The sequence below is a fragment of the Streptomyces tagetis genome (genome assembly GCF_018069565.1).
Classification (GTDB): domain Bacteria; phylum Actinomycetota; class Actinomycetes; order Streptomycetales; family Streptomycetaceae; genus Streptomyces; species Streptomyces tagetis.
The window spans coordinates 287,146-313,931 of record NZ_JAGPNL010000001.1 but is presented as its reverse complement, the minus strand read 5'-3'; the positions used below and the strand labels follow the sequence as shown (position 1 = coordinate 313,931).

The window sequence follows — 26,786 nt, the reverse complement described above, 5'->3', positions numbered from 1 at the left end:
TCTATGGCCGGTGTCCGGGAAAGGGCAGGCCGAGCGTCTCGGCGATGTCGGCGAGGTCACTCACCACGGAGGGCCGCAGCGGTATGCCGTCGGCCCGGCGGGCGTCGGCGGTCTCGTACTCCTTCTCGCCGGGTATGTAGATGCGGTCCTGCCCTTCGGCCTTCCTCGCCGACCGCAGTTCCTCGAACATGCGGGCCGTCTCCGCGCGGAAGGCGTCGAGGTCCATGAAGGCGTCCACGCGTACGCAGAACACGAAGTGGCCGAGGCCGGCGCCGTCCGGTCCGTACACGTGCCGTCCCCAGGAGGCGCCGGCGAGCGGGCCGCACAGCAGGTCGGCGAGGAGTCCGAGGCCGTAGCCCTTGTGTCCGCCGTGGTCCTCCCCGGCGCCGCCCAGCGGCAGCAGCGCGTAACCCTCGCGGGCCTTGAGGCCCTTGACCAGGCGGGGGATGTCCGTCTCGGTGCGCCCGTCGGGGTCGACGGCCCAGCCGGGCAGCATGGGCCGGCCCTCGCGTTCCAGGCGTTCCAGCTTGCCCCGGGGGACGGCGCTGGTGGCCGCGTCGTAGAGGTAGGGGCGGGTCGGGTGGGTGGGGAGGGCGATCGCCAGCGGGTTGGTGCCGAACATGGGCTCGGCTCCGTGGGTGGGGGCGACCTGGGGTGAGGCGTTGGTCGTCACCAGGGCGAGCATGCCCTCGCGGGCGGCGAGGGCGGCGTAGTGGCCGGCGATGCCGAAGTGGTTGGAGCGCCGCACCGTGACCGTGGCGACGGCGGTCGCGCGGGCCTTCTCGACGGCGAGGTGGACGGCGTGGAGCATGGCGGGCTGGCCGAGGCCGTTGCCGGCGTCGACGACGGCTCCGGCGGGGAAGTCGGTGACGGTGGTGGGGGTGGCGTCGGCGGCGATGGTGCCGTCGCGGATGCCTTCCACGTACCGGCGCAGCCGGGCGACGCCGTGGCTGTCGACGCCGTTGAGGTCGGCCGCGACGAGGACGCGGGCGACCTTCTCGGCGTCCTCGGGCCGGCTGCCCGCTCTGCTCATCGCCTCGCGCACGAAGGCGCCGAGCCGCTCGTGTCCGATCTTCATGTCGTCCCTCCGGTGGCGGGGGTGAGGTCGAGCGCGGCGGTGCGGCCCGCGGTGACGAGGGCGCGTTCGGTGGCCTCGGCGTCGGCGGGGGTGCATCCCGCGAGCAGCAGGCACCGGGTGCCGGGCGGCAGGTCGCCGGGGGCGAGCAGGTTGCCGGCGGTGATGACGGCGCAGGGCACCGAGGCGCGGGCGGCGAGGCGGGCCACCGCCAGCGGGAGCTTGCCTTCCAGGGAGCCGCGGTCCACCCGTCCCTCGGCGGTCAGGACGAGGTCGGCTCCGCGCAGCAGGCCGGGCACCCCGGCGAGGTCGAGGAAGTGCTCGCTGCCGGAGCCGACCGTGGCGCCCAGCACGTGCAGGGCGGCGGCGGTGCCTCCGCCGGCGCCCCGCCAGGGGAGGTCGAGCAGTCCGTCGCCGGCGGGGCCCAGGGCGGCGGCCAGCCGTTCCAGGAGGGCGGTGAAGCGTCCGGTCATCGAGGGGTCGATGCCCTTCTGCGGCCCGTAGCGCAGGACGTTCTCGCGTACGGGGGTACGGACGTCGCTGAGGACTCTGAGGCGGGTGTGGCGCAGCCGCGCGTCGAGGCCGGTGAAGTCGGCGGTGGCGACCCGGTCGAGGGTGCGCGGTGCGGCGGCGAGGCGGCGGCCCCGGTCGTCCAGGAAGCGGACGCCCAGTTCCTCCAGCGCGCCGGCGCCCAGGTCCAGGGTGGCGCTGCCGCCGGCGCCCACGACCACGGTGCGGGCGCCCAGGTCCAGGGCGTGCCGGATGAGGCGGCCGGTGCCGTGGGTGGTGGCGGACAGCGGGTCGCGCGCCGCGTCGGGCACGTGGCGCAGGCCGCTGGCCTCGGCCATCTCGATGAACGCGGTGCCGTCCTCGCCCAGGGCCCAGGCGGCGTCGACCAGGCCGCCGAGGGGGCCCGGCACCTTGGTGGTGATCCGGTCGGCGGTCACGTGCCGGAGCCAGTGGCTCAGGCTGTCGTCACCGCCGTCGGCCGCGGGCACCGTGTGGATCTCCGCCGTGGGCAGAGCGGCGCGTACGCCTCGGGCCAGCGCGTCGGCGACGGCGTCCGCGGGGAGGCTGCCCCGCAGGCAGTTGGGAACGATGACAGCACGCATGGCGGGTCCTCGGGTGCGTGGGCGGGCCGGGGTCAGGCCGCCCGGCGTATCCAGGTGCGGAACAGGAGCCGGGAGCGGTCGGCGTCGGTGTGGTCGGTGAACTCGGTGCGGCCGTGCAGGAGCCGGTGGTTGTCGAAGAGGACGAGTTCGCCGGGGCGTTGCACGTCCTCGGTGATCAGCGAGGGGTCGGCGAGGAGCTCGTCGAGGGCGTCCAGGGCGGCGCTCTGGGCGGCGGTGAGGCCGGGCACGCCGGGGTGGGCGTGGCCCGCCTCGATGTACTGGCGCAGGTAGGTGACGCCGAGGCCGCCCTCGCCGTCGTCGAAGAGGACCGGCTTCGGGGTGGTGGGGCCCTCGCCGGGGCTCTCGTCGCCTCGGCGGTCGAAGTGGAAGGGGCCGCGCAGGGTGTCGAGCACGCCGGGCCGCCGCGCCAGCCGTTCCGTCAGGTCCCGGACGTGGATGACCTGGAGGGCGCCGCCCCGGGCGGCCTGCCGGACGCAGAGCAGGGCGAAGTACTCGGGCACCGGGAGGGGTGCCTCGGCGCCGTCGGTGTGCAGGCTGCCGCCGAACCGGGAGTCGGAGTAGCGGGCGGTGCGCCCCTCGCCGATCCGGGTGCCCCGGTCGCGTACCTCCCTGAGGAGTTCGCCCCGGCCGTTCTGCGGGGACAGTTCGCCGAAGAGGCGGGAGGCGGCGAGGAAGGCGCGTCGGAGCCGGTCCTCCTGCTCGGCCAGCCGCTCGAAGCCGGCGAGGACGAGGAAGCCCGGCCCCTTGCGCACGTGCCGGTCGACGGCGGCGGCGAGGTCCGCCGCGAACCCGGCCGGCAGGGCGGTCTCCCCTCCCGGCTCCGCCGCCAGGGCGTGGACGAGGTCGGCATCGAGGTCGATGCGCGCGGAATCGAAGGGACGCATGGGCGTGTCTCCTTTGCTCACCGTCCGGCCAGCCGGGCCAGGGTGTCGTCACGGGTGCGGGCGTCGAGCATGTCCACGTTGGCCCGGAAGAGGCGGGCGCCGTGGACGAGGCGGGAGAGCCTCCGGGCCATCGCCTCGTGGGCGCGGGTGTACGTCTCCAGGTCCTTGCCGCAGTGGTCGTACAGGTCGTCCTTGAGGCCGTACATGGTCAGGGCGGAGGAGAACTGCGTGAGGAAGGCCGTCATGGCCTGCGGAGTCGTCTCCTCCAGTCCCCGCGGCCGTGACGGGTCGAAGTCGGCGAGGACGATGTTGCGCACCGGGGCCCGGGGTGTGGTGCGTCCCTCGAAGAGGTCGTGCGGGCTGACGACGTGGTCGCCGCTCTCGATGTGCGGGGTGAGGTCGTGGGCCTTGATCAGGTCGCCGAAGCAGGCGTCGGCGCGGATGCGCATCGCCGTGTGCACGCCGTGGGCGACGCCGTCGTCGACCAGGACGTGGGTGTTGGCGAGGAAGTCGGCCCCGGCGAGGCACGCCTGGGCGAGGAAGACGGTCTTGCCGCCGCCCTGCCGCCCCACCAGGAGGGTGGCGGAGCCGTCGTCGTGGGCGAAGCCCGCGGACTTCAGGTGCAGCATGCCGTGGTCGACGGCGTGCATGGTGAGGATGTACTTCACGAAGTAGGGCCAGACCGTCTTCTCCAGGCGGTGTCCGAAGACGTGGAAGCGGCGGCCACGCGTGATCAGGTAGGCCGGGGCGCCGAAGAAGTGGACGAGGTAGAAACCGGTCCGGAAACGCTTGGCGCGGAAGGTCCGGTCGGAGGCGGCGGCGAGCGGTTCGGTGTCGTACGGGTCGCGGTCGAGGTCCACGCAGACGATCTCGAAGTCCGCCTCCGTCGCGGGGTCCGCGAAGGCGGAGAAGTAGGAGAAGCCGGCGAAGTCCTCCTGGTTGCTCATCAGCCGGACCTTGACCACGTTGAGGTCGAGTACGGCGCTGGAGCGCACGGTGACGTCGCGGCCGGCGAAGCCGGCGGCGTCCACCGCGGTCTGCTCGGTGCTCACCGGCATCAGGGGATCTCCTTGCTCGGCAGGGCGACGCGGGTACGGGGCGTCGACGCGGGCCATTCGGCGGGCGGGGTGAGGAGCACGCGCAGGTCGACGGCGTCCGGCCGGCCGCGCATGATGAAGCAGTCGGCGCCCTGGCGCGCGCACGCGACGAGGGCGTCGAGCTTGCCCTGCATGGCGCCGGAGACGTCCCACTCGCTCTCCTTCCACACGTGGGCGTAGGCGGGTGCGGGGTCGAGGGCGTCGACGAAGCCGAGCACCCGGTCGCTGCCGGGCCCGCCGGTCAGGAGCCCCGGCACGTCGGTGAGCATGACGACGCGGGCGGCGCCCAGGGCGCGGATGAGCACCTCGGGGGTGCGGTCGCTGGAGAACGCCTCCAGGGCGCCGTCGGGCCGGATCAGGCAGTCCCCGGACAGCACCGGCAGGACGCCCGCCGCCAGCAGCGAGGCGAGCGGTTCGGCGCAGGCCGCTATCCCGGTCGGGTCGCCGGGGTCGACGCGGCTGAACGCGCCGAGCTGGAGCGGCAGGGCGCGCACGCCCCGGTCGGTGAGGCGGGTGACCCATCTCCAGCGGACGCCGGCGGTGGCGTCGACGAAGGGCAGCGGCGCGAACGGGTCGCCGGGGTCCAGGCCCCGCAGGGCCCCGTGCCCGAAGGCCCCGCCGCCGGTGACCAGCAACAGCCGCCCGCGGTGCGCCTGGTGGAGGTCGGCCACCAGCCGGACCAGCGCGTCGAACGCCTTCTCGTCCAGGCTGCCGGGCCTGGACTTGTCGGAGAACAGGCTGCCTCCGATCTTGAGGATCAGCAGCGGCGCGTCGGTGTGCGTGGGCATCGTGGCGTGTCCTTCCCGTCCCGGGTCCTCAGACCAGTTCCAGCGTGCTGTGCCGCCTGCTCTGTCGTTCCGATCGCGCGAGCGCCGCCAGGGCGACGCCGAAGTAGCAGGCCGCGAGGAGGAGTTCGGCTCCGACGCTGTGGAGTGCCGAGAAGGAGCGGCCGGCCACCACGTCCTGGGCCATGGCGATCGAGTGGGACATCGGCAGGAGCCGCGAGAGCGCCCTGACCCACTCCGGCAGGAGCGCGAGGGGGATGACGGCCCCGGTCGCGATCAGCAGCACGAGGTGCACCGCGTTGGTGATGAAGTACATGTCGCTGAAGCGCAGCCCCAACGCCCCGATGACCAGGCCGAGTCCGGCGCAGGACGCCGAGGCGCAGACCGCCGCGAGCCCGATCGGGGCCAGGTCGCCGGCGCCGAGCCGCAGCCCCAGCAGCGCCCATCCGGCGAAGACGCCGAAGACGGCGACCACGATCCCGTTGACACAGGTGGGGATGAGCCGGCCGAGCATGATCCAGAAACGGGCGGCGGGGCTGATGAGCATCTGGGCGAGGGTGCCGAAGGCCCGTTCGTTGGCGACGGCCTGGGAGGCGCCGTAGATGCCGGCCATCGCGGATGCCTGGATCGCGGTGCCCACGACGTAGAAGTCCGCGGTCTCCGCCTTGCTGTACCGGCCGAGCAGGGAGAACGTGATGATCTGGAAGAGCGGGGTGGCGATCATCATCACGAAGAAGAGCGCCGGGGTGAGGAAGGTGATGAGCGCCCGGTAGGAGAGGAAGCCTCCCACCAGCGTCAGGCGCAGGCCGCCGGCGAGGCTCCGCATGGTCCGCATACTGCTTCTCCTCACACCAGGCTCAGCGTGGCGCGGCGGCGTACCGCGTCGTGCACGGTCCGCAGGAACAGCAGCGCCACCAGGAGGCAGGCGGCGCCGGTCACGGCACACCAGAGAATCTCGGTGACCGGGGCTCCCTCGCCGGTCATGGAGTGGTTCAGGGCGCGGGCGGCCCAGGTCATGGACAGCACCTCGCTGAACGGCCTGCACCACTGCGGCAGGAAGGAGACGGGCACCATCAGGCCGGTGAGGACCCAGACCGGGTATTCGAGCAGGTTGGTCAGGACCAGGGCGTTGCGGTAGAGGACGAACGCGTTGGACATGAGGAAGCCCAGGCAGGCGTTGGCCAGTACGGCGACGACCAGGGCGGCGGCGAAGAGGGCGGGCCGCCGGGGCACGAAGGGCATGTCGAAGAAGACGGCGCCCAGGGCCAGGGTCACCGCCATGGAGATGATGCCCATCACCGCGGTCGCCAGGTTGATGGCGAGGATGCCGACCGCGAGCGGGGAGGGGGTGACGGCGACCGGCTCCAGGGTGCCGAACCTGCGCTCGCGGCTCAGTCCCCCTCCGGAGCCGAAGAGCGTCGCGGTCCACATGCCGATCAGCCCGGTCTGCACCGACACCGCCGCCAGGGCGGAGGTCTCCTGCCGGTGGCCGACCATGACGAACTGGATCAGCGCGAAGGCGAGGGGCTGCACGAAGACCGCGACGACGTAGAACTTGTACTGGAGCAGCAGGCGCAGTTGGAAGGCGGAGCAGACCAGCAGGGCCCGCAGGTGCCCGGCCGCGCCCGGGGTCGCCGGGGCCGTCACCGGTCCGCCTCCGCCCTCGCGGCCCGGGAGCGCGACACCAGGGCGACGTAGGCGTCCTCCAGGCTCGGTTCGCGGGTGTCGACCCGGCTCACCGCGGCGGACCCGAGCACGCCGAGGAGGCCGGGCATGGCGTCACCGGTGTCGGCGCACTGGACCTCCAGCACCTGCGTGGCCGGGCCCCGGGTGACGGCGAGGCTGAGCACCTCGCCGAGGGCGCGGACCTCGGCCTCGTGGCGGTCGGTGAGGTCACGGACCTCGACGGTGATGACGGTGCGGTCGGAGACGCCCTTCTTGAGGGCGGCCGGTGTGTCGAGGGCGACCAGGCGGCCTTCGACGATCACGCCGATCCGGGCGCACAGCTCGTCGGCCTCGTGCATGTAGTGCGTGGTCAGGAGCACGGTGGTGCCCTGGGCGGACAGGGCGGCGGCGGTGGCGCGCAGATCGCGCGCGGCCTGCGGGTCGAGTCCGATCGTGGGCTCGTCGAGGAAGAGCACCCGGGGTTCGTTGAGCATGCCCCGGGCGATGTGCAGGCGCTGGCGCATCCCGCGCGAGAAGCCCTCCACCTTGTCGTCGGACCGGTCGGTGAGATCGACCAGTTCGAGCAGTTCGGCGATCCGGCGGCGCTGCCTGGGGCCGGTGATGCCGTGGAGTTCGGCGAAGTAGCGCAGGTTGTCCCGGGCGGAGAGCCGTTCGTAGAGGCCGCGGTCACCGCCGGCCACGTAGCCGATGCGGCGGCGTACGGCGGTGGGCTCGGTGGCGACGTCGTGGCCGAGCACCCGGGCCCGGCCGCTGGTGGGCAGCAGCAGGGTGGCCAGTATCTTGATCGTGGTGGACTTGCCGGCGCCGTTGGGGCCGAGCAGGCCGAACAATTCCCCCTCGCCGATGTCGAAGGAGATTCCCTTCACCGCCTGCCTCGCTTCTCCTCTCGCCTTGGTGAAAAGCGATGCGGAGCGTGCAGCCGTATAGCTGCGAGTCAGGTTCTCCACCTCGACAGCGGCCATTGTTTCCCGTCCTCCGTACCCATGCTCCCGCCGCCCCGCAGAAAGGCGCGGGACGACGCCTGGCCACCGGCAGCCGGCGGCCAGGCGCCATCATTGCCGAGCTGTTCCGACTCAGTTGGCCTTGACGGCCTTGGTGGTCGACTCCTTGATCACGATCTTGAACATGCTCAACACCCCCTTTCGCTCGTGGAATTCCTTGCATTCCGTCGTGACGGACGCAGGCGTCACCCACGACGGAAGTCTGGTGGAAAAGGCTCACACGTCGGCAAAGCCGGAATACAGCAGGCCCATCTCACGGAATTGCTCCAGGGCCGCGCGGATCTCCTGGCGCACCTCGTCACCGGCGACGACGCCCGCCTTCCCGGCGAGGGCGCCGACCACGGCGTCGACCGGTCTGCCGTCGAGCAGGGACCACAGGCCGAGGGCGTCCTCGGAGACGTCGAAGGCGGAGTTGGGCCGGGTGAGTCCGCAGCCGTCGGCGTACCGGACGGGGACCAGGAAGGGGTTGCGCGTCGGTCCCGGACCGCCGACGACGGGGACCGGAACCTCGCCCTCGGGCTCGCCGTCCCAGTAGGAGAGCACGCAGGCGCAGCCGATGCCTCCGATCAGCCACAGCCGCGCGTGGATCAGTTCGCGCAGTCGCGCGGGGTCCGCGTCGGCGGGGACGCCGGCGTGCCGGGTCTGCCAGTAATGCCTGGTGAAGGCGGTGAGCCGGGGTTCCCTGATCAGCTTGCGCAGCCGCAGTTTCTCGGAGACGTACACATCGCCGCAGGCGGCGAGCAGGGCGTCGGCGGCCATGTCGAGGGCGATGCCGGAGGCGCAGTAGGCGGTGGGGAGGTCGTCGATCCGCAGGGCGCCGTAGGCGTCCTCCACGAAGGCTCCGAGGTCGACGAGGTTGCGGGTCATCAGCACCTTGCGCAGGACGTCCGGCACCAGGTCCCGCCGGATCTCGTCGACCGGCGCGCCGGGCTTGAGGACGGAGCCCAGCCGGGTGCGCACGACCAGTTTGAGGGTGTCCTCGTCCAGGGTCGTCTGCGTCCGGTCCGTGCCGGTCGCGGTGAAGGAGCGGAATCCGCGGGCCAGTTCACGGATGTCGCGGACCGTGATCTGTTCGATGTCCACCCGGATGCCCTCGCGCACCGGATGCTTTCTGCCGCCGGTCACCTCGTCGACGAAGACGAAGAGATCGACGTCGGAGGTCTCGGTGCCCAGTCCGACGGAAAGGCTGCCGGCCATGATCGCGCCGTGACATAAGTCCCACAGGCCGGCTTCCCGCAGCGCCGCCTCTGCCGTCTCGAAATGTATCTTCTCGAATCCGACCGGTTCGACGACCGGAAATAACGATGCGGCAGGACGTGTTCCAGCTTCGCCGATCAACGCATTCCCCCGAATTTGAATGCTGCGACTCTCTTCCCCGTCCGGGCGCACCCCAAACCACTCGGTCGTGCCGAGGATTCAAGGTTCCCGTTGTTCGCTGAATAAAAGCAGCCGCCTGATACCCCGTCAAGGGTTACCGCCGAGTAGCGATCAGATCCCGAAGTAGGCGGCCGAATAGCCCCGGAGAATGCGGAGAAAGATCCCACTTGCCCATAGCGCGCCCATTTCAAAGCCTTGACAAAGGGCGTGGGCGCCATTTCATCGCGGTTGCGCGCGATACGCCGCAAACGGGCCGGTGCGAGGGGTACGCCCGGTTCCGGACCCGCCCCGCGCCGGCCGGTACGAGGGGCTCCCCCGGATGCCGGTCCGGCCCGGCCGCGTCAGACTGCGGGCAGGGCCGCCGCGCAGGCGGCGGAGCACGAGAGGCGGCGGCGCGCGAGAGTCGGGCGCCGGGCCGAAGGAGTGGAGCGGCCGGAAACGGGCACGTGGAGCGGCACACCGGACCACACCGGACCACACCGGCACCCGGGACCGCGGCGCGGAAAGGGAAGAGGCGATGGGCGTACGCACCTGGATCGACTCCTGGCCGGTCTACCGCCAGCTCAAGGGGACCGACCCCCTGGGCCGCGGGGCCGCCGCCAAGAGCGGGCCCAGCGCGCGGCTCACCCCCCGGGTCGCCTCCGCCGACCGGGTGGTCAAGTCGATCTGCCCGTACTGCGCGGTGGGCTGCGGCCAGAACGTCTACGTCGAGGACGGGCGCGTCACCCAGATCGAGGGCGACCCCGACTCCCCCATCTCGCGCGGCCGGCTCTGCCCCAAGGGCTCGGCCACCCTCCAGCTCACCACCGGCGGGGCCCGCGAGCACCAGGTCCTCTACCGGCGCCCGCACGGCACCGGGTGGGAGCGGCTCGGCCTGGACACGGCGATGGACATGATCGCCGACCGGGTGATCGAGGCACGGCGCGCGGGCTGGCAGTGGGAGGTCGACGCGGCCCGCACCCGGCGCACCATGGGCATCGCCAGCCTCGGCGGGGCCACCCTCGACAACGAGGAGAACTACCTGATCAAGAAGCTCTTCACCGCGCTGGGAGCCGTGCAGATCGAGAACCAGGCGCGTATTTGACACTCCTCCACCGTTCCCGGTCTGGGAACCTCGTTCGGCCGCGGCGGCGCGACCACCTTCCAGCAGGACCTGCAGAACGCCGACTGCGTCGTCATCCAGGGCTCCAACATGGCCGAGTGCCATCCGGTGGGCTTCCAGTGGGTGATGGAGGCCAAGGCGCGGGGCGCCAAGGTGGTCCACATCGACCCGCGCTTCACCCGCACCAGCGCCCTGTCCGACGTGCACGTGCCACTGCGCGCGGGCTCGGACATCGCCTTCCTCGGCGGGCTGGTCAACCACGTCCTGACCAGCGGACGGTACTTCCACGACTACGTCGTGGCGTACACCAACGGGCCCGTCATCCTGCGGGAGGACTACCGCGGCCCCGAGGACCTGGACGGCGTCTTCTCCGGCCTCGACCCGGACGGCCGCCACTACTCCACGGCCACCTGGCAGTACGAGGGCACGCGGATGCGGGCCGCCTCCGGCGAACGCGACCAGGAGCCCGAGCGCGCCGGCACGGAGGGCTCCGTCTCGGACGCTGCGCGCGGCGAGTCCCACGGCTCCGGCGGCGCCGACATCGGCACGGGCGCACCCGAGCGCGACGAGACGCTGACCCACCCGCGCTGCGTCTTCCAGGTCCTCAAACGGCACTACGCCCGCTACACGCCCGAGGTCGTCGAGGAGGTCTGCGGCGTGCCGCAGGACCTCTTCCGGCAGGTGTGCGAGCTGCTGACGGAGAACTCCGGCCGCGAGCGCACCACGGCGTTCGCCTACGCGGTCGGCTGGACCCAGCACACGGTGGGCGTGCAGTACATCCGCGCGGCCTGCGTCCTGCAGAGCCTCCTCGGCAACATCGGCCGGCCCGGCGGCGGCATCCTCGCACTGCGCGGCCACGCCTCCATCCAGGGCTCGACGGACATCCCGACCCTGTTCAACCTGCTGCCCGGCTACATCCCGATGCCGCACGCGCACCAGCGGCAGGACCTGGACGCCTTCGTCGAGGCCGAGGCGACCCGCAAGGGCTACTGGGGCGACATGCGCTCCTACCTGGTCAGCCTGCTCAAGGCGTACTGGGGCCCGGCGGCGACCGAGGAGAACGACTTCTGCTTCGACTACCTGCCGCGGCTCACCGGCTCCCACTCGACGTACGAGACGGTCATGGCCCAACTGGAGGGCTCCTGCAAGGGCTACTTCCTGATGGGCGAGAACCCGGCGGTCGGCTCGGCCAACGCCAAGCTCCAGCGGCTCGGCATGGCCAACCTGGACTGGCTCGTCGTACGGGACTTCTCCCTGATCGAGTCGGCCACCTGGTGGAAGGACGGCCCGGAGATCGAGACGGGCGAGCTGCGCACCGAGGACATCGGCACCGAGGTCTTCTTCCTGCCGGCCGCCGCGCACACCGAGAAGGACGGCTCCTTCACCAACACCCAGCGGCTGCTGCAATGGCACCACCAGGCGGTCCCACCGCCCGGCGAGGCCCGCAGCGACCTGTGGTTCACGTACCACCTCGGTCGTCTCGTCCGGGAGAAGCTCGCCGCGTCCCGCGATCCGATGGACCGGCCGCTGCTCGATCTGACCTGGGACTATCCGACGCACGGCGTCCACGCCGAGCCGGACGCCGAGGCCGTCCTCGCCGAGATCAACGGCCGTGACGCCGCCGGGAACCCCCTGTCCTCCTACGAACAGCTCGCCGACGACGGCTCCACCTCCTGCGGCTGCTGGATCTACTGCGGGGTGTACGCCGACGGCGTCAACCAGTCGGCCCGCCGCCGGCCCGGCGAGGAACAGGACTGGGTGGCGAAGGAGTGGGGCTGGGCCTGGCCCGACAACCGGCGCATCCTCTACAACCGGGCCTCCGCCGACGCCGACGGCCGGCCCTGGAGCGCGCGCAAGTCGCTGGTGTGGTGGGACGAGGAGCGCGCGGAGTGGACCGGCCACGACATCCCCGACTTCAAGGCCGACAAGGCCCCCGGCCACGTACCGCCGCCGGACGCGAAGGGGCCCGAGGCGCTGGGCGGGACGGACGCGTTCATCATGCAGGCGGACGGCAAGGCGTGGCTCTACGCGCCCTCCGGCCTCACCGACGGCCCGCTGCCCGCCCACTACGAGCCGCAGGACTCGCCGTTCCCGAACCTGCTGTACGGGCAGCAGCGCAACCCGGTGCGCCACCTGCCGCCCCCGCACCCGGACAACCGCTACCAGCCCAGCGGCACGGAACCGGGCTCGGACGTCTTCCCCCACGTCGCCACCACGTACCGGCTCACCGAGCACCACACCGCGGGCGGCATGTCGCGCTGGCAGCCCTATCTCGCCGAGCTGCAACCGGAGTTCTTCTGCGAGGTCTCCCCCGAGCTGGCCGCCGAACGGGGGCTGGAGCACACCGGGTGGGCGACGATCGTCAGCGCCCGCGCGGTGATCGAGGCACGGGTGCTGGTCACCGACCGGGTGGCCTCCCTGACCGTGCAGGGCCGCCGGCTGCACCAGGTCGGGCTGCCCTACCACTGGGGCCCGAACGGCTACACCACGGGTGACGCCGCCAACGAGCTGCTGCACCTGTCCCTGGACCCGAACACCCACATCCAGGAGGCCAAGGCGTTCGCGGTGGACATCCGGCCGGGCCGCCGGCCGAGGGGCCCGGCGGCGGTGGACCTGGTCCGCGCCTACCGGGCACGGGCCGGCATCGACGCCGACACGGGCACGGAGCCCTGACGGCGCCCGCGGAGCCGGGCCGGCGCGGAGCCGTTCCCGCACAGATCTATTGATACTCCCACGGTCTCAATACCCTGCAATCAGGTATTTGTGCCGTATGGGAGCCTCTCCTACGCTGTGGCGTATTCGAGGGCCCCGATCACAGGAAAGGGGCTACCCGATGGAACTCAGGCACCTCCGGTATTTCGTGGCCGTCGCCGAGACCCGCCATTTCGGCAAGGCCGCGGAACAGTTGCACATGGCTCAGCCCCCGCTCTCCCAGGCGATCCGCCGGCTGGAGAAGGAGCTGGGCGTGGAACTCCTGCGCCGGACGACCCGCCAGGTCTCCCTGACCGGAGCCGGCGAGGTCTTCCGCACCGACGCGCAGCGCATCCTCAAGGCCGTCGACGAGGCGGTCGCACGGGTGGGGCGCTTCGCCTCCGGTGCCGAGGGGGTGCTGCGGATCGGCCTGACCGGGTCCGCCGCGTACCGACAACTGCCCATCCTCGCACGGCTGATGAAGCGCGAAATGCCCCAAGTGATGCTGGAGGTGCACACCGAGATGCTCACGCCCGCACAGGAGTCGGGGCTGATCGAGCGCCGCCTCGACATCGGCGTCCTCCGGCCGCCGGTCCGCCTGGACGGCATCGCCCACCGCCCCCTGGACAACGAGGCGCTGGTCGCCGTCGTCCCCGAACGGCACCGGCTGGCCGGTGCGGACACCGTACGGATCGACGAACTGCGGCACGAGGACTTCATCATGTACGCCGCCACGCTCGGCTCCGTCGTCAACGACGCCGTCGTCCGCGCCTGCCTGACCAGCGGCTTCTACCCACACCGCGCCTACGAGGTCACCGAGACCTCCGCCGCGCTGGCGCTGGTGGCCGCCGGGCTCGGCATCGCCGTCCTGCCCGACTCCATCCGTGCCGCACCCCGCGAGGGCGTGCTGTGCAAGGACATCGAGGACGCGCTGTCCATCCCCCTGGCCCTGGCCTGGCGCGAGGACGACGAATCCCCCCTGCTGCACAGCCTCCTCACGGTGCTGGAGCAGAACGACCTGTTTCTCGAAGGACCGGCATGAAGATCGTCCAGGTGGAGACCATCCCCTTCGCCATCCCCTACGCCCGCCCGCTGAAGTTCGCCAGCGGCGAGGTGCACACCGCCGACCACGTGCTGGTCCGGGTGCACACCGACGAGGGGCTGGTCGGCACCGCCGAGGCACCGCCGCGGCCGTACACCTACGGCGAGACGCAGGAGTCGATCATCGCCGTGATCGAGAAGATCTTCACCCCGCAGCTCCTCGGCATGACACCGCTGGAGCGCGAGGCGGTGCACGAACGCCTCGACCGCACCGTCGGCAACCCGGCCGCGAAGGCCGCCCTCGACATGGCCCTGTGGGACATCCTCGGCCAGGCCGCCGGCCTCCCGGTCTCCGCGCTGCTCGGCGGCTACACCGACCGCGTGCGGGTCAGCCACATGGTGGGCTTCGCCCCCGCCCCGGAGATGGTCGCCGAGGCCGAGCACATGCGGTCGGCGTACGGCGTCACCACCTTCAAGGTGAAGGTCGGCCGCCGCCCCTACCGCGAGGACGTGGCCGCCTGCCGGGCGCTGCGCGAGGCGCTCGGCCCCGACGTGGAGCTGTACATCGACGGCAACCGGGGCTGGACGGTCTCCGAATCCGCCCGCGCCCTGCGGGAGATGGCCGACCTAGGGCTGACCTTCGCCGAGGAGCTGTGCCCCGCCGACGACGTGCTGGGCCGCCGCTGGCTGGTCGCGCAGAGCCCGGTGCTCTTCATCGCCGACGAGAGCGCCACCCGCACCGGCGAGGTGACCCGCGAACTCCTCGGCGGCTCCGCCACCGCCATCAGCATCAAGACCGCCCGCACCGGTTTCACCGCCTCCCAGCGCATCCTGCACGAGTGCGAGGGCCTGGGCGTCGAGGTGGTGATGGGCAATCAGATCGACGGCCAGATAGGCACGTTGTGCTCGGCCGCCTTCGGCGCCGCCCACCGGGCCAGCTCCCGCCACGCGGGCGAACTCTCCAACTTCCTCGGCATGACGGACGACCTCCTCACCGAGCCGCTGTCCATCGAGAACGGCACCCTGCGGGTCCGCGAGGGTGCCGGCCTCGGCATCGACATCGACCCCGACAAGCTGGCGCGCTACCGCCAGGACCGCTGACCCACCTCTCAGAAGACGGGACGATCATGAGCGACATCATCACCGAGCAGGCCACGGCCGCCGCCTCCGGAGCCGCCGCCACCGAGCGCTTCCGCACCAGGCGGCGCGAGGAGACGGCCGCCGTCGGGACCGGGCGCGTCGACACCCTCGTCACCGAACTCCTCACCGCCGCCCACGACATCATCCGCCGCCACCAGCTCACCTACGCCGAGTACGACGCCCTCAAGTCCTGGCTCATCCGGGTCGGCAAGGACGGCGAGTGGCCGCTCTTCCTCGACGTGTGGCTGGAGCACGTCGTCGAGGAGGTCGCCAACGAGTCCCGCGAGGGCACCAAGGGCACCATCGAGGGCCCGTACTACGTGCCGGACGCGCCCGAACTCCCCGGCGACCCCGCCACGCTGCCGATGCGCGAGGACGAGGCGGGTACCCCGCTGCTCTTCCAGGGCCAGGTCACCGCCGTGGACGGGAGGCCGCTGCCGGACGCCACGGTGGAGATCTGGCAGGCGGACGACGAGGGCTACTACTCCCAGTTCGCGCCGAACCTGCCCGAGTGGAACCTGCGCGGCACGGTCCCCGTCGACGCCACCGGCCACTTCAGGATTCACACCATCCAGCCCGCCCCCTACCAGATCCCCACCGACGGCGCCTGCGGCAGCCTCATCCGGGCGGCCGGCTGGCACTCCTGGCGCCCCGCCCACCTGCACCTGAAGGTCTCGGCACCGGGCTACCAGCTCATCACCACGCAGCTCTACTTCCGCGGCGGCGAGTACGTGGGCGACGACATCGCCTCCGCCGTCAAGCCAGAGCTGATCCTCGACCCGACCCCGGTCGCCGGCGGCACGGGCCGGGAGGTCACGTACGACTTCGTCCTCGACAGGGCGTGATCGGCCGTGCTCTTCGCCGTGCGCATGGACGTCGACATCCCGCGTGACCTCGACCCCGAGGTCAGGCAGGAGCTGGTGGCACGCGAGAAGGCGTACTGCCGGGAACTCCAGGAGTCCGGGGAGTGGGTGCACATCTGGCGCTGTGTCGGGCAGTACGCCAACATCAGCGTCTTCGACGTGGCCGACAACGAGGCGCTGCACGCCCTCCTGTGGCGGCTCCCCCTCTTCCCCTACCTGCGGATCGAGGTCACCCCGCTGGCCCGCCACCCCTCCGACCTGGCCGCGGCGTGAGCCGCTGATCCGCACACCGCGGCCCTCGATGCCGGGGACGGTCACCTCCGTCCCCGGCATCGGCGTCGGCGTCGGCGTCGGCGCACCCGCGACGCCGTCCCGTTCCCTCCCTTTCCGTTCCGTTCCGTTCCGGGAGAACCGTGTCCCCCGCTCCCCCGCTCCACCACGACCTGGCCGGCCCCGCCGACGCGCCGCCGCTGATCCTCGGCCCCTCCCTGGGCACCTCGTCGGCGGTCTGGGAACCCCAACTGGCCTCCCTGGCCCGTACGTTCCGCGTCCTCCGGTTCGACCTGCCCGGACACGGCGGCTCCCCCACCGCCGCACTGCCCGACCCCGCGCCCGGCCGGACCACGGTCCGGGACCTGGCCGCGCTGGTGCTCGGCCTCGCGGACAGGCAGGGCTGGGACCGCTTCCACTACGCGGGCATCTCGCTCGGCGGAGCCCTCGGCACCCACCTCGCGGCCTTCCACCCCGAGCGGGTCGCCTCGCTCGCCCTCGTCTGCTCCTCCGCGCACTTCGGACCGGCCGCGCCCTGGCGGCAGCGGGCGGACCTCGTCCGGCGCGAGGGCACCGCGCCCCTGCTCGCCACCAGCCCGGAGCGCTGGTTCGCCGACACGGCCACCGCGGACACCGCCTTCGGACGCCGGCTGCTCGGCACGCTCGCGCAGGCCGACCCGGCGGGGTACGCGGCCTGCTGCGACGCCCTCGCCGCGCTGGACCTGCGGCCCGACCTGGGCAGGATCACCGCGCCCACCCTGGTGGTCGGCGGCAGCGAGGACACGGCGACCCCGCCGGAGCACGCCCGGGAACTGGCCGGCTCCATCCCGCGCGCCGCCCTGGAGGTCGTCGACTGCGGCCACCTCGCCGTCGAGCGGCCCGAGGCCCTGGACGCCGTCCTCACCGCCCACTTCCGCTGACCGCCCCGGGCGACCGCCCGGCCGTACGCACAGCGACGCCCCGCGCCCCGGACCACAGCGGTCCGGGGCGCGGGGCGTCGGCGCGGGGGCCCTCACCAGGGGCGGCCCAGCAACTCCTCGACCGCCCTGAGGTCACCCGCCGCGAGCTTGCCGCGGATCAGGGTCGACGAGCAGGTGTGCCCGTCACGGGCCACGAGCGGCACCGCGTCCACGGTGAAGCCGAGCCGCCGTCCCCGGCGGCCCAGCAGCGCGGTGTCACCCCTGCCGCCCTCGCCGAAGCGGAAGTCCTCGCCGACCACCACGGCCCGCGCCCCGAGCCCGGCGGCGAGCACCCGGTCGGCGAACTCGTCGGCCGGCACGGCGGCCAGCGCCGTGGTGAAGGGCAGCACGAGCACCGCGTCGACGCCCAGCCCGTGGGCGAGGCGGACCCGTTCCTCCAGGGAGGTCAGTTGCCGCGGGGCGCGTTCCGGACGGGTCACGGTGAGGGGGTGCGGGTCGAAGGTGAGGAGCACGGACGGCAGCCCGTGCTCGGCCGCCCGCTCGCGCACCCGCCGGACCAGCGCGGTGTGACCGCGGTGGAACCCGTCGAAGACGCCCACGGTCACGGCGCACCCCGGCCAGTCGGACGGGAGGTCGCCCAGCCCCGTCCACACCGCGCCCGGCGCCGGGCCGGTGGCCGGGGCGCCCGCGCGGGCCGGGGTCGTTCGTACGGTCATCGTGCGGCTCCAGGGACAGGCCGCCCCCAGGGGCGGCGGAAGGCCGGGGCGGTGTGCGGCACCGCCCCGGCCGGGAGGGGTCAGCGGCGGTGGATGCTCACGTCGTCCGGGTTGATCAGGTCCGGCACGGTCCAGCCGTCGAGGTCGTACTCCGCCATGCACTGCTCGGCGAAGCCCTTCATGGCGTCGGCGGTGCCGGATGCCTGGGCGGTGAAGAGCATCTCGGCGCGCACCTGCTCATGGTTGCCCGAGTAGTTGCGCTCGTACAGCTCGTGCCGGCCGCCGAACTCGCTGCCGATGGAGTCCCAGATCAGCTTCATCAGCTTGACCCGCTCGACGGAGTCGTAGCCGTTGGAGCCGCGCACGTACTTGTCGAGGTACGGCCGGACCTCGGGGACGGAGAAGTCCTTGGCGTTGGAGTTGAGGTAGATCAGCCCGCTGCCCAGGTCCTGCATGATGATCTCCTTGACCCTGGGGTAGCCCAGGGTCATGAACCAGCGGTAGGCGAGCCCGTAGTCGAGCTTCGGCAGGAAGGCGCCGTTCTTCCAGGAGTCCGGGTTGTTCGCCATGGCGTCGGTGAGGCCCCAGAAGAGGTTGCGCCAGGCGATGACCTCGCCGACCCGGGTCTGGATGCCGCGGAAGTCCTTGGTGCCGGTGACCTCCACGCCCTTCATCAGCAGACCGGCGATGAAGTCGAGCTTGACCGCGAGGCGGGTGCAGCCGTGGAAGGTGAAGCGGTGCAGGAAGCCGGAGCCGGGGAAGAACGTGCTGGCCTTCTCGGCGTCGCCGTAGATGAAGACGTTCTCCCAGGGGATCTTCACCTTGTCGAGGATGAAGATGGTGTCGTTCTCGTCGAAGCGGCTGGAGAGCGGGTAGTCGAACGGGCTGCCCATCACGTCGGCGTTCATCGCGTAGGAGTGCCGGCTGATCAGCTTCATGCCGGGGGCGCCCATGGGGACGGTGCAGACGAGCGCGAACTCCTTCTTCTTGATGGGGAGTCCGTAGTGCGCGATGAAGTTGTAGTGCGTGATGGCCGAACCGGTGGCGACCACCTTGGCGCCGCTGATGACCAGGCCGTCGTCGCGCTCCTCCTCGACGTGGACGAAGATGTCCTTGACCTCGTCCGGGTCGCGGTCGCGGTCCACCGGCGGGTTGATGATCGCGTGGTTCCAGTAGAGGACCTTCTCCTGCGACTCCGTGTACCAGCGCCGGGCGTTGTCGCCGAAGGGCTGGTAGAACTCGCTGTCGGCGCCGAGGGTGCCGAGGAAGGCGGCCTTGTAGTCGGGGCTGCGGCCCATCCATCCGTAGGTCATCCTGGCCCACTCGGCGATGGCGTCGCGGTCGGCGACCAGGTCCTCGCGGCTGCGCGGGGTGCGGAAGAAGGGGTGGGTGAAGCCGTTGCTGCCGGTGTCGGTGGGCACGGTGAGCACCGGCTTCTTCGCCGGGTCGTGCAGGGCGTCGTAGAGCCGCGCGGTCATGCGCACCGAGTTGCGGAACGCCGGGTGCTCGGTGACGTCCTTGACCTTCTCGCCGTAGACCCACACCTCCCGTCCGTCGCGGATGGACTCGATGTACTCGTCGCCGGTCAGGGGGCGGGTCACGGGGGCGTCCGCCGCGGGCGGGGCCGCCTCGGGGCGGGGGTCGGGGGAGGTCATGTGGTTCCTCGCTGGTGTCGGGGTGGATGGACAGGGGGTCACGAGGCGCGGCTCGTGGCCCGGTCCGCGTGCATCGCGGTGAAGGAGGGAGCGCCGGTGAACCAGCCGCTCTCGGGGCTGTCCAGGCAGGCGCCCCAGTGGGTGCCCGCGTCGCGCCGGCCCAGGTGGCGGAAGGTCCCGGCGTGGAACAGCAGCGGTTCCCGGTCGGTGACCTCGGCCTCGGCCACCTCGCCGATGACGATCAGGTGGTCGCCGCCGTCGTAGGTGCGCCAGGGGCGGCAGGAGATGGTCGCGGCGGCGCCCGTCAGCACGGGGCCGAGGGGGCCGTCGGACCACTCCGGCCCGGGGTGGGCGGGCCGGCCCGCGAAGTGCCAGGCCGTGTCGATCTGGTCGGCGGCGAGGATGTTGACCGCGAAGGGCGCGTCCGTCAGGTGGCCGCACGCCTTGGACTGCCGGGTCAGGGTCACCTGGCACAGGGCCGGTTCCAGGGAGACGGCGGTGAAGGCGTTGACGGTGGCGCCGTGCCGTCCGCCGTCCGAGGTGGCGCAGGTGACGACGGTGACGCCGGTGGCGAAGCGGCCGAAGGCGTCCCGCAGGCGTCGCTGGTTCACGTGGCCCGCCTCGGGGTGCCTCGCGTCTTCCGGGTGTGGTGCCGCGTGGGCACCGGGGGGAGGCCGGTGCGGCGTGTGCCGTACGTCCGCGCCGGGCGGCTCGTCCTCGGATGGGTCATTGCCCCGCTCCTGCCTGTCGAGGATGTGGCACGCGGTCCGGTGGCATGCCCGCCACGGCACCGGACCGCGTTCGTGGTGACAGAAGCCTGGACACGGGTCCGGTCCCGGTCTCGGGTGAGATGACCCCCTTGGCCACCCCCTCCGCGCTCGCGGGTACCCCCGTATTCGCACAGGCGGTCGAATTGAGTCGCAGGCGATATGGGCCGAGGTCACGGGAGTATGGATCATGGCGCTGACCGGGGGAAACGCCCTTTCGGTCGGGTACGCGACCTTGGCAGGGCGGGACCTTCGGCATAGCGTCGGAGCCGGCGCAACGGCTCGAAGCAAGGACGTCGAAGACGATGCACGACGAGAGTGGACGCGGTTGTCTGGTCGGCGCCGGCGGCCTCACCAGTTTCGTGGGCCGGCGGCGGGAGATCGCCGACGTGCGCCGGAACCTGTCGGCCTCGCGGCTCGTCACGCTCACCGGACCCGGCGGCATCGGCAAGACCCGGCTCGCCCTGGTGACCGCCGACCGGGTCCGCAAGGCGTTCCGGGACGGCACCCAGGTCGTCCAGCTCGCCAGCCTCGACGACCAGCGCGAGGTGGCCTCCGCCTTCACCTCGGCGCTGACCGTGCTGGACCAGTCGAACCGCTCGGCGACCCAGCAACTCGTCGACCACGTACGGACCCAGCAGGTGCTGCTGGTCGTGGACAACTGCGAACACGTGCTGCCGACCACCGCCGAACTCCTCGCCGTACTCCTGGAGACGGCACCCGGCCTGCGCGTCCTCGCCACCAGCCGCGAACCGCTCGGCATCGCGGGCGAGCTGGTCACCGTGATCCCGCCACTGTCGGTGCCCACCGCCGACCAACTGCACGACGCGGCGAGCGTCGACCACAGCGAGGCCGTCCAGTTGCTGGTCGACCGGGCGCGCAGCGTCGCCCCCGACTTCGCCGTCACCGACGCCAACCGCGCCGCCGTCCGGCACCTGTGCGAGCGGCTCGACGGGATGCCCCTCGCCATCGAACTCGCCGCCATCCGCCTGCGCACGCTCTCCGTCGGACAGGTCGTCGAGCGGCTGGACCACCGCTTCGACCTGCTCACCGGCGGCAGCCGCGTGGCCCGCCCGCGGCAGCAGACGCTGCGCGCGCTGATCGACTGGAGCCACGAGCTGTGCTCCGAGGACGAACGCCTGCTGTGGGCGCGCATGTCGGTCTTCCCCGGCGGCTGCGACCTGCGGGCGGTGGAGGAGGTCTGCGGATACGGGGACCTCGCCGCCGAGCGCGTCGTCGACGTCCTCGACCGCCTCGTCGCCAAGTCGATCGTGATCGCCGACCACTTTGGCGAGCAGGTCCGCTACCGGCAGCTCATGACCGTACGCGAGTACGGCGCCGAACGGCTGGGCCGGATCGGCGGGCTGCCGGTGCTGCGGCGCCGGATGCGCGACCACTACCTCCACCGCGCCCGCGCGATGGTCGAGGAGTGGTGCGGTCCCGGGCAGCACGAGATGCTCGCCGCGATGCGGCGGGACCACACCAACCTCCTCGCCGTCCTGGAGTGGTCCCTCGCCACGCCGGAGGAGCGCCCCGCGGGCGGCCGGCTCGCGGCCCTGCTCTGCTACCACTGGATCGTCGGCGGCTCGCTCAGCGAGGGACGCCGCCGGCTGGACCGCATCCTGAGCATGCTGGACGGCGACACCGTCGAACGGGGCTCGGTGCTGTGGGTGGCGGTCTGGGCGACGCTGCTCCAGGGCGACCGGGAGGCCGCCGCCGCCCGGCTCGCGGAACTGGAGCACGTGGCCGAGGTGCTGGACGACCCCGAGCTGAGCGCGCACGCGGCCAACTGGCGTGCCCTGTACCACCTCTTCAGCGGCAACCTGCCCGCCGCGATCGAGCTGTACCACCGGGCCGTGGACGGGCACCGGGCGCTCGGCGGCACCGCGGCGGTGCTCACCGCGCAGTTCCAGCTCGCCATGGCGCGCAACTTCCAGGAGCCGGCCGGCAACGCCCTGGAGACCTGCCGCGAGGTACTCGCCGTGAGCACCCGGCACGGGGAGCGCTGGAACCACGCCTACGCCCTGTGGATCAGCGGCCTCCAGCACTGGCGCACCGGGGACATGCCGGCCGCCAAACGGGCCGCGACGGCGGCGCTGGAGATCCAGCGCGACTTCACCGACGGCGTCTGCACCGCCCTGGTGCTGGAGCTGACGTCGTGGATCGCCATGTCCAACGGGCACGCGGACAACGCCGCGCTGCTCGGGGCCGCCGCGGGGGCGGTGTGGCACCGGCTCGGCACCTCCATCGACGCCTTCGGCCCGCACATCACCGCCGAGTCCCGGCGCATGGCCCGCCAGGTCGCCGAGGCGCTGGGCACCGAGCGGGTCGACGAGGTGACCCGGCGCCTGGCCCATCTGACCAAGGCGGAGGCGATCGAGCTGGCCCTGGAGACGGCCGCCGCCGCGAAGCCCTCCGCCGTGCCCCGGATCGCCCGGAGCTGCCCGCTCACCGACCGGGAGCTGGAGGTCGCGCGGCTGATCGCCACGGGGCTCAGCAACCGGGCGATCGCCGAGGCCCTGGTGATCTCGACCCGGACGGTCGACGGGCACGTGGAGCGCATCCTGAACAAGCTCGGCTTCGCCTCGCGCACCCAGGTCGCCTCCTGGACCGTCTCCCTGGACGAGTCCACCGCCCAGGCCCAGGCCCACGGGACACCGGCCCGCTGACCGGGTCCCGGGCGGCGGGAACGGCGGGGCGTCCTCCGTGGCGGGCCCCGCCAGGACCCGGGGCCACCCGGCCGCCGGCCCACCCTCCCGGGGCGTACTCGTCACCCCTGCGAGCTACTGGGTGTCCTCCCGGGGGTTGACGTTTTCGCGTGGCCCGCTCCCTAGCGTCTAGGAGTGCCAGCCGCGCCCCGGCCGGGCCCGCCGAACGGGCCCTCGCCGCCGGGACGCCGTCCGTCCCTCCTGGAGGACCCCGTGATCCGCTCGATCAAAGCGACCGCCGTGGCCGCGCTCTGCTGTGGCCTGGCCGGTGCCGGCCTCGTGGGCTGCGAGGACATCACCGACCCGAAACCGCGGCCGGCCGTCGGCGCGAGCGCCCGGGACGGTCTGATCACCGGGACTCAGAAGATCCAGGCCGGCGGCTACGCGGTCAACGTCTCCTGCACCGGCGGCGGCGAAGACGGCGAGCCGGTCGTCGTCCTGATGCCCGGCGCGGGCGACGGACTCGACACCATGGCCGGCCTCCAGAAGAAGCTGAGCGAGAAGGCCCGCGTCTGCTCGTACGACCGGCCCGGCGAGGGCAAGAGCGACAAGCCCGACGGACGGCAGCGGATGGAGGACGCGGAGAAGGTCCTGACGGAGGTCCTCGACCGCACCGCCGGCGACGGCCCGGTCGTCCTGGCCGCCCACTCGCTGGGCGGGCTGATCGCCGCCCGGTACGCCCCCGACCACCAGGACCGCGTCAAGGGGCTGGTCCTGCTGGACGCCACCATCCCGGAGCTGACCGCCGGTGTCTCGAAGGTGATCCCCGAGACCGCCGAGGGCCCCGGCGCCGAACTGCGCGCGCAGACACTGGCGATGAACCAGGGCGAGAACCCGGAGAAGCTCGTCGTCGACGACGAGAAGGTGCGCCCGGCCGGGGACATCCCCGTGGAGATCCTCCGGCACGAGCACCAGTTCGACTCCGTCCCCGAGTACGGTCCCGGGCTGGAGGACATGTGGGCGGACGGCCAGAAGCAGTGGCGCGCGCTCTCCGACCGGAGCACCCTGAGCATGGCCGAGCGCAGCGGCCACCACATCCACGTCGACCGGCCCGATCTGGCCCAGGCGGCCGTCGAGCGGGTCGTGGCCGAGGCCGCCGGCGAGTAGCCCGGCCTCCCCGGCCACGGGGCGTCAGGGGACGCCGAGCGACACGATCTCGTAGACGACTGCCGCGCTCTTCGCCGGGCCGTTGCAGGTCAGCCGGTGCGGGGGCGTGCGGTGGGCCCGCACCTCGACGTCGACGGCCGCCGGCCGGGGCGGACTGCCGGTGACGCGGACCCGCCAGTGGTCGCCGACGCGGGTGGTCGCGGTGACGGCGTAGTCGTGCCGCCCCGCCGGGCCGAAGCGCCTGAGCACGGCGGTGACGGCCGCCTGGTGGGGCGGGGACAGGTCGGTGTATCCCCGCAGGTGGTCTGGGCCGATGCGGCCGGCCAGGTGCTCTTCGACCACGGCGAGGGAGGAGTCGGCGTCGAGGCGCCCGTAGTAGGTGCCGTCCGGTGCGACGACGACGTTGGCGGCGAAGCGGTCGCCGCCGATGTGCGTGCACTCCCACACCAGGTCGGGCCACCGCTCGCTCAGAGCGCGCACCACGGGCCGGCCCCGTACGGCGCAGCACGTGTCGTGGCGGCCGTGGGTGCAGACCAGGACGACGGGCGGGTGGCCGAGCCCGCCGGGGCGGCCCAGGGCCTCGGCGACCCGGGCCAGGTCCTCGTCGCGGCGCCAGGTGCCCCACTGCTGGCGGTGGGCGCCGGAGCGGTCGTGGCGCAGGACGGCCCAGCGGTTCGGCCCCTGTGGCCCCTCCGGCCGCTCCCGCCCGTGCCGTCTGACCAGCAGGATGCGGGCCCGCACCGCCTGCGCGGCGGAGTAGAGCAGGGCCTTGGCGCCCGGGTCCAGGGCGAGCCCGTCGAAGCCGTTGGCCGGCCAGCCGCCCCGGTACTCCAGCAGCACCCAGACCACGCCGTACGGTGCCGTGCCGAGGAGCGGGTCGCCGCGGGCCTCGGCGGCGTCGGCGCAGAAGAAGCGACGCGCCGCGGTCACCAGGGCGGATCACCGGGCGCCGGCACCAGGACACCCGCGCGCAGCAGCCGGGCGGCGAGCGGGAGACCGAGGTCCCCGGCGGTGTGGACCGTACCGTCCAACAGGCGGGCGACCGAGGGGAGTTCGTCCTGCGGGAAGTCCAGCCAGCCGACCCGCGTGGTCAGCCGCGTACCGTCCAGCCGGGCTTCCAGGGCCGGCCTGAGCCGGACCGGCGAGTCGGGCCCGAGGGCGTCGACGGCCGCGAGCTGGGCCAGCGGGCCGAGCGGCGCGGGGCGCCCCTGCCGCCGGCGCGCGCGGTGGAAGAGCGGGGCCGGGTCGGCCTGGGCGACGGCCTCGGCGAGGCGCTCGCGGACCGCGGCGATCTCGTCGGCGGGGTCGTCGACGCCGAGGGGGAGCGTGCCGCGCGCCCAGGGGTCGTCGCGCAGCGCGGCCAGCGCGGCGCGTGCCAGGTGTTCGGCGAGGGCGTGGCGGGTCCAGCCGTGGACGCCGAGGGTCAGGTGGAGGGAGACCTCGCCCTGGGCCCGCGCGGCGTGCAGCCATCCCCGGGGCAGGTAGAGGACGTCGCCGGGCTCCAGTACGGCGTCGATGTGGGGCGGGCCCTGCGCGGCCTCGGCGACCGCGGTACGGCGCCCGGTCCAGGGTTCGTCGCGCAGCGGGTCGGGGTGGACGGGCCGGTGGACGAGCCAGCGCTTGGTGCCCTCGATCTGGAGGACGAAGACGTCGTGGACGTCGTAGTGGTCGTCGAACCCGCGGTTCTGCGGCGGGGTGACGTAGGCGTTGGCCTGCACCGGGTGGCCCAGCTCCGCGCCGAGCGCGCGGACGAGGCCGGCGACGGGGGCCCAGGTGCGGTGCAGTGCCTGAAGCACGAGGGTGGCGCCGTCGGCGAACTCCCGCCACAGCAGGGTGTCGTCGAGCTGGTCGGCGATGGTCGCGCCGACGCCGGCGGGGGAGGTGTAGGACGCCTCGGGGAGGGTGGCGCCGTCCTTGGCGACGCGGAGGAAGGGGGCGCGCAGTCCCCGGCGCGCGATCAGTTCGTCCACGGCGCGGGCGGAGAAGAGGTCGGTGAAGTCGCTCGCGCGGCGGGTGAGCAGCGCCGTCCGGCCCCAGACCTCGCGGGCGAACTCCTCGCGGGGCCGGCGGGTCAGGCGGTCCCGCAGGACCCCGGCGTCCGTGGTGGTGCCGGGGTCCCGCGGGTGGGACGGGGACGTCAAGAGCGGTTGCCGGGGTCGTCGTCCGCGCTGCCGTCGGCTCCGCCGTCGTGGACACCGGGGGTGCCTGCGGCTCCGCCGTCGGCCGGGCCCTCCGCCGCGCCGTCCGCGCCACCATCGTGCACACCGGGGGTGCCCGCGGCTCCGCCGTCCGCCGGGCCCTCCGCCGCGCCGTCCGCGCCACCGTCGTGCACACCGGGGGTACCGGCCGCGCCACCGTCGGCGGGGCCCTCCGCCGCGCCGTCCGCACCGCCGTCGTGGACACCGGGGGTGCCCGCGGCTCCGCCGTCGGCCGGGCCTTCCTGCCGGTTCGGGTCCTGCTCGGGGTCAGGCATGGTTCCTCCCGCGCATCGCGTCGACTGACTGGGCTGAGGCCAGGACGGGGCGAGGTCCGGGTGCGAACACCCGGACATGGCCGGCTATGCCCCGTCCATCCCTTTTCGCCAGGCTAGTACCGTCGGCGGAAAGTCTCGATCCGAGAGGGAACGCCCTGGTGGGGCGCCCCGCCCGGCGTGGCCCGCGCGGGTCCCTCGCCACCGCCGCGTTCCCGTACCCCCGCGGTTGCGGGACGGCACCCGGCGCGGGACGGTGGCCGTGCAGGCACCAGCACACCAGGGGGAAGCGCGGCGC

General features: G+C 72.9%; 23 protein-coding genes. 8 read left to right on the top strand and 15 right to left on the bottom strand.

All coding sequences use genetic code 11. The annotated features are described in order from the left end of the window. Nucleotide 1: 1 nt before the first annotated feature. From J5Y05_RS01340 to J5Y05_RS01300, 9 genes are all read right to left on the bottom strand, one after another. Entirely contained in the window at nt 2-1,078 is a 1,077-nt protein-coding gene (locus J5Y05_RS01340) for an Ldh family oxidoreductase (protein ID WP_210867863.1), read from the bottom strand. Further along, complete coding sequence (locus J5Y05_RS01335; protein ID WP_210867862.1) at nt 1,075-2,187, bottom strand: glycerate kinase family protein; 1,113 nt, start codon at nt 2,185-2,187, stop codon at nt 1,075-1,077. The genes J5Y05_RS01340 and J5Y05_RS01335 overlap by 4 nt, the downstream gene beginning before the upstream one ends. A gap of 32 nt (nt 2,188-2,219) precedes the next feature. Then, on the bottom strand, nt 2,220-3,092 hold the full coding sequence (locus tag J5Y05_RS01330) for a TauD/TfdA family dioxygenase (RefSeq protein WP_210867861.1): 873 nt from the start codon (nt 3,090-3,092) through the stop codon (nt 2,220-2,222). 17 nt (nt 3,093-3,109) lie between these two features. Beyond that, nucleotides 3,110-4,150 carry a FomB family phosphonate monophosphate kinase gene (locus J5Y05_RS01325; protein ID WP_210867860.1) on the bottom strand — a complete coding sequence of 347 codons (1,041 nt, stop codon included), beginning with the start codon at nt 4,148-4,150 and terminating at the stop codon, nt 3,110-3,112. Beyond that, nucleotides 4,150-4,977: an amino acid kinase family protein gene (locus J5Y05_RS01320; protein WP_210867859.1), complete on the bottom strand. Its 828-nt coding sequence runs from the start codon at nt 4,975-4,977 to the stop codon at nt 4,150-4,152. The genes J5Y05_RS01325 and J5Y05_RS01320 overlap by 1 nt, the downstream gene beginning before the upstream one ends. 28 nt (nt 4,978-5,005) lie before the next feature. Next, nucleotides 5,006-5,809, bottom strand: a complete 804-nt coding sequence (locus tag J5Y05_RS01315; protein ID WP_210867858.1) for an ABC transporter permease — start codon at nt 5,807-5,809, stop codon at nt 5,006-5,008. Nucleotides 5,810-5,820: 11 nt separating this feature from the next. After that, the gene (locus J5Y05_RS01310; RefSeq protein ID WP_210867857.1) at nt 5,821-6,621 is read right to left on the bottom strand and encodes an ABC transporter permease; all 801 of its coding nucleotides are present in this window, start codon (nt 6,619-6,621) and stop codon (nt 5,821-5,823) included. After that, nucleotides 6,618-7,526, bottom strand: a complete 909-nt coding sequence (locus J5Y05_RS01305; RefSeq protein WP_307853635.1) for an ABC transporter ATP-binding protein — start codon at nt 7,524-7,526, stop codon at nt 6,618-6,620. The genes J5Y05_RS01310 and J5Y05_RS01305 overlap by 4 nt, the downstream gene beginning before the upstream one ends. A 351-nt stretch (nt 7,527-7,877) precedes the next feature. After that, the gene (locus J5Y05_RS01300) at nt 7,878-8,858 is read right to left on the bottom strand and encodes a hypothetical protein (RefSeq protein ID WP_210867855.1); all 981 of its coding nucleotides are present in this window, start codon (nt 8,856-8,858) and stop codon (nt 7,878-7,880) included. Between the two features lie 697 nt (nt 8,859-9,555). Here J5Y05_RS01300 and fdh point away from each other — a divergent pair. From fdh to J5Y05_RS01270, 6 genes are all read left to right on the top strand, one after another. Further along, nucleotides 9,556-12,813, top strand: coding sequence for a formate dehydrogenase (gene fdh, locus J5Y05_RS01295; RefSeq protein ID WP_210867854.1), 3,258 nt, complete (start codon nt 9,556-9,558; stop codon nt 12,811-12,813). 160 nt (nt 12,814-12,973) lie between these two features. Continuing rightward, nucleotides 12,974-13,873, top strand: a complete 900-nt coding sequence (locus J5Y05_RS01290) for a LysR substrate-binding domain-containing protein (RefSeq protein ID WP_210867853.1) — start codon at nt 12,974-12,976, stop codon at nt 13,871-13,873. After that, complete coding sequence (locus J5Y05_RS01285) at nt 13,870-14,973, top strand: mandelate racemase/muconate lactonizing enzyme family protein (RefSeq protein WP_210867852.1); 1,104 nt, start codon at nt 13,870-13,872, stop codon at nt 14,971-14,973. The genes J5Y05_RS01290 and J5Y05_RS01285 overlap by 4 nt, the downstream gene beginning before the upstream one ends. Nucleotides 14,974-14,999: 26 nt before the next feature. Next, complete coding sequence (gene catA, locus J5Y05_RS01280; protein ID WP_210867851.1) at nt 15,000-15,857, top strand: catechol 1,2-dioxygenase; 858 nt, start codon at nt 15,000-15,002, stop codon at nt 15,855-15,857. Nucleotides 15,858-15,863: 6 nt separating this feature from the next. After that, a complete protein-coding gene (catC, locus tag J5Y05_RS01275) occupies nt 15,864-16,148 on the top strand; it encodes a muconolactone Delta-isomerase (protein ID WP_307853634.1) in 285 nt (94 codons plus the stop codon). Nucleotides 16,149-16,288: 140 nt separating this feature from the next. Continuing rightward, nucleotides 16,289-17,065, top strand: coding sequence for an alpha/beta fold hydrolase (locus tag J5Y05_RS01270; RefSeq protein ID WP_210867849.1), 777 nt, complete (start codon nt 16,289-16,291; stop codon nt 17,063-17,065). Between the two features lie 92 nt (nt 17,066-17,157). On the opposite strand, the gene J5Y05_RS01265 is transcribed toward J5Y05_RS01270, so the two are convergent. The 3 genes from J5Y05_RS01265 to J5Y05_RS01255 form a co-directional block, all read right to left on the bottom strand. After that, entirely contained in the window at nt 17,158-17,781 is a 624-nt protein-coding gene (locus J5Y05_RS01265; RefSeq protein WP_210867848.1) for an adenylyltransferase/cytidyltransferase family protein, read from the bottom strand. Between the two features lie 80 nt (nt 17,782-17,861). Continuing rightward, the gene (locus J5Y05_RS01260; RefSeq protein ID WP_210867847.1) at nt 17,862-19,436 is read right to left on the bottom strand and encodes a 4-hydroxyphenylacetate 3-hydroxylase family protein; all 1,575 of its coding nucleotides are present in this window, start codon (nt 19,434-19,436) and stop codon (nt 17,862-17,864) included. Between the two features lie 38 nt (nt 19,437-19,474). Continuing rightward, nucleotides 19,475-20,047, bottom strand: coding sequence for a flavin reductase family protein (locus J5Y05_RS01255; RefSeq protein WP_210867846.1), 573 nt, complete (start codon nt 20,045-20,047; stop codon nt 19,475-19,477). 461 nt (nt 20,048-20,508) lie between these two features. On the opposite strand from J5Y05_RS01255, the gene J5Y05_RS01250 reads away from it, so the two are divergent. Together J5Y05_RS01250 and J5Y05_RS01245 are read left to right on the top strand one after the other, a co-directional pair. After that, nucleotides 20,509-22,872, top strand: coding sequence for an ATP-binding protein (locus J5Y05_RS01250; RefSeq protein WP_210867845.1), 2,364 nt, complete (start codon nt 20,509-20,511; stop codon nt 22,870-22,872). Between the two features lie 252 nt (nt 22,873-23,124). Next, nucleotides 23,125-24,018 (top strand): alpha/beta fold hydrolase, encoded by an 894-nt coding sequence (locus tag J5Y05_RS01245; protein ID WP_210867844.1) that lies wholly within the window; start codon nt 23,125-23,127, stop codon nt 24,016-24,018. A 24-nt stretch (nt 24,019-24,042) separates the two neighbouring features. Here the strand turns inward: J5Y05_RS01245 and J5Y05_RS01240 are convergent, their stop codons facing one another. Genes J5Y05_RS01240 through J5Y05_RS01230 form a run of 3 tightly spaced genes read right to left on the bottom strand, consistent with a single transcriptional unit; the run spans nt 24,043 to nt 26,491 of the window. Beyond that, on the bottom strand, nt 24,043-24,948 hold the full coding sequence (locus tag J5Y05_RS01240) for a ferredoxin family protein (RefSeq protein WP_210867843.1): 906 nt from the start codon (nt 24,946-24,948) through the stop codon (nt 24,043-24,045). After that, nucleotides 24,945-26,159: a JmjC domain-containing protein gene (locus tag J5Y05_RS01235; protein ID WP_210867842.1), complete on the bottom strand. Its 1,215-nt coding sequence runs from the start codon at nt 26,157-26,159 to the stop codon at nt 24,945-24,947. The genes J5Y05_RS01240 and J5Y05_RS01235 overlap by 4 nt, the downstream gene beginning before the upstream one ends. Further along, on the bottom strand, nt 26,156-26,491 hold the full coding sequence (locus J5Y05_RS01230) for a BatC protein (RefSeq protein ID WP_210867841.1): 336 nt from the start codon (nt 26,489-26,491) through the stop codon (nt 26,156-26,158). The genes J5Y05_RS01235 and J5Y05_RS01230 overlap by 4 nt, the downstream gene beginning before the upstream one ends. Between the last annotated feature and the right edge of the window lie 295 nt (nt 26,492-26,786).

Coding starts and splice junctions, on each gene's coding strand:
- J5Y05_RS01320 (WP_210867859.1), bottom strand. CDS start 4,977: ATGCCCACGCACACCGACGCGCCGCTGCTGATCCTCAAGATCGGAGGC.
- J5Y05_RS01285 (WP_210867852.1), top strand. CDS start 13,870: ATGAAGATCGTCCAGGTGGAGACCATCCCCTTCGCCATCCCCTACGCC.
- J5Y05_RS01265 (WP_210867848.1), bottom strand. CDS start 17,781: ATGACCGTACGAACGACCCCGGCCCGCGCGGGCGCCCCGGCCACCGGC.
- J5Y05_RS01325 (WP_210867860.1), bottom strand. CDS start 4,150: ATGCCGGTGAGCACCGAGCAGACCGCGGTGGACGCCGCCGGCTTCGCC.
- J5Y05_RS01330 (WP_210867861.1), bottom strand. CDS start 3,092: ATGCGTCCCTTCGATTCCGCGCGCATCGACCTCGATGCCGACCTCGTC.
- J5Y05_RS01340 (WP_210867863.1), bottom strand. CDS start 1,078: ATGAAGATCGGACACGAGCGGCTCGGCGCCTTCGTGCGCGAGGCGATG.
- J5Y05_RS01300 (WP_210867855.1), bottom strand. CDS start 8,858: ATGGCCGGCAGCCTTTCCGTCGGACTGGGCACCGAGACCTCCGACGTC.
- catA (WP_210867851.1), top strand. CDS start 15,000: ATGAGCGACATCATCACCGAGCAGGCCACGGCCGCCGCCTCCGGAGCC.
- J5Y05_RS01315 (WP_210867858.1), bottom strand. CDS start 5,809: ATGCGGACCATGCGGAGCCTCGCCGGCGGCCTGCGCCTGACGCTGGTG.
- J5Y05_RS01250 (WP_210867845.1), top strand. CDS start 20,509: ATGCACGACGAGAGTGGACGCGGTTGTCTGGTCGGCGCCGGCGGCCTC.
- J5Y05_RS01260 (WP_210867847.1), bottom strand. CDS start 19,436: ATGACCTCCCCCGACCCCCGCCCCGAGGCGGCCCCGCCCGCGGCGGAC.
- J5Y05_RS01335 (WP_210867862.1), bottom strand. CDS start 2,187: ATGCGTGCTGTCATCGTTCCCAACTGCCTGCGGGGCAGCCTCCCCGCG.
- J5Y05_RS01290 (WP_210867853.1), top strand. CDS start 12,974: ATGGAACTCAGGCACCTCCGGTATTTCGTGGCCGTCGCCGAGACCCGC.
- J5Y05_RS01230 (WP_210867841.1), bottom strand. CDS start 26,491: ATGCCTGACCCCGAGCAGGACCCGAACCGGCAGGAAGGCCCGGCCGAC.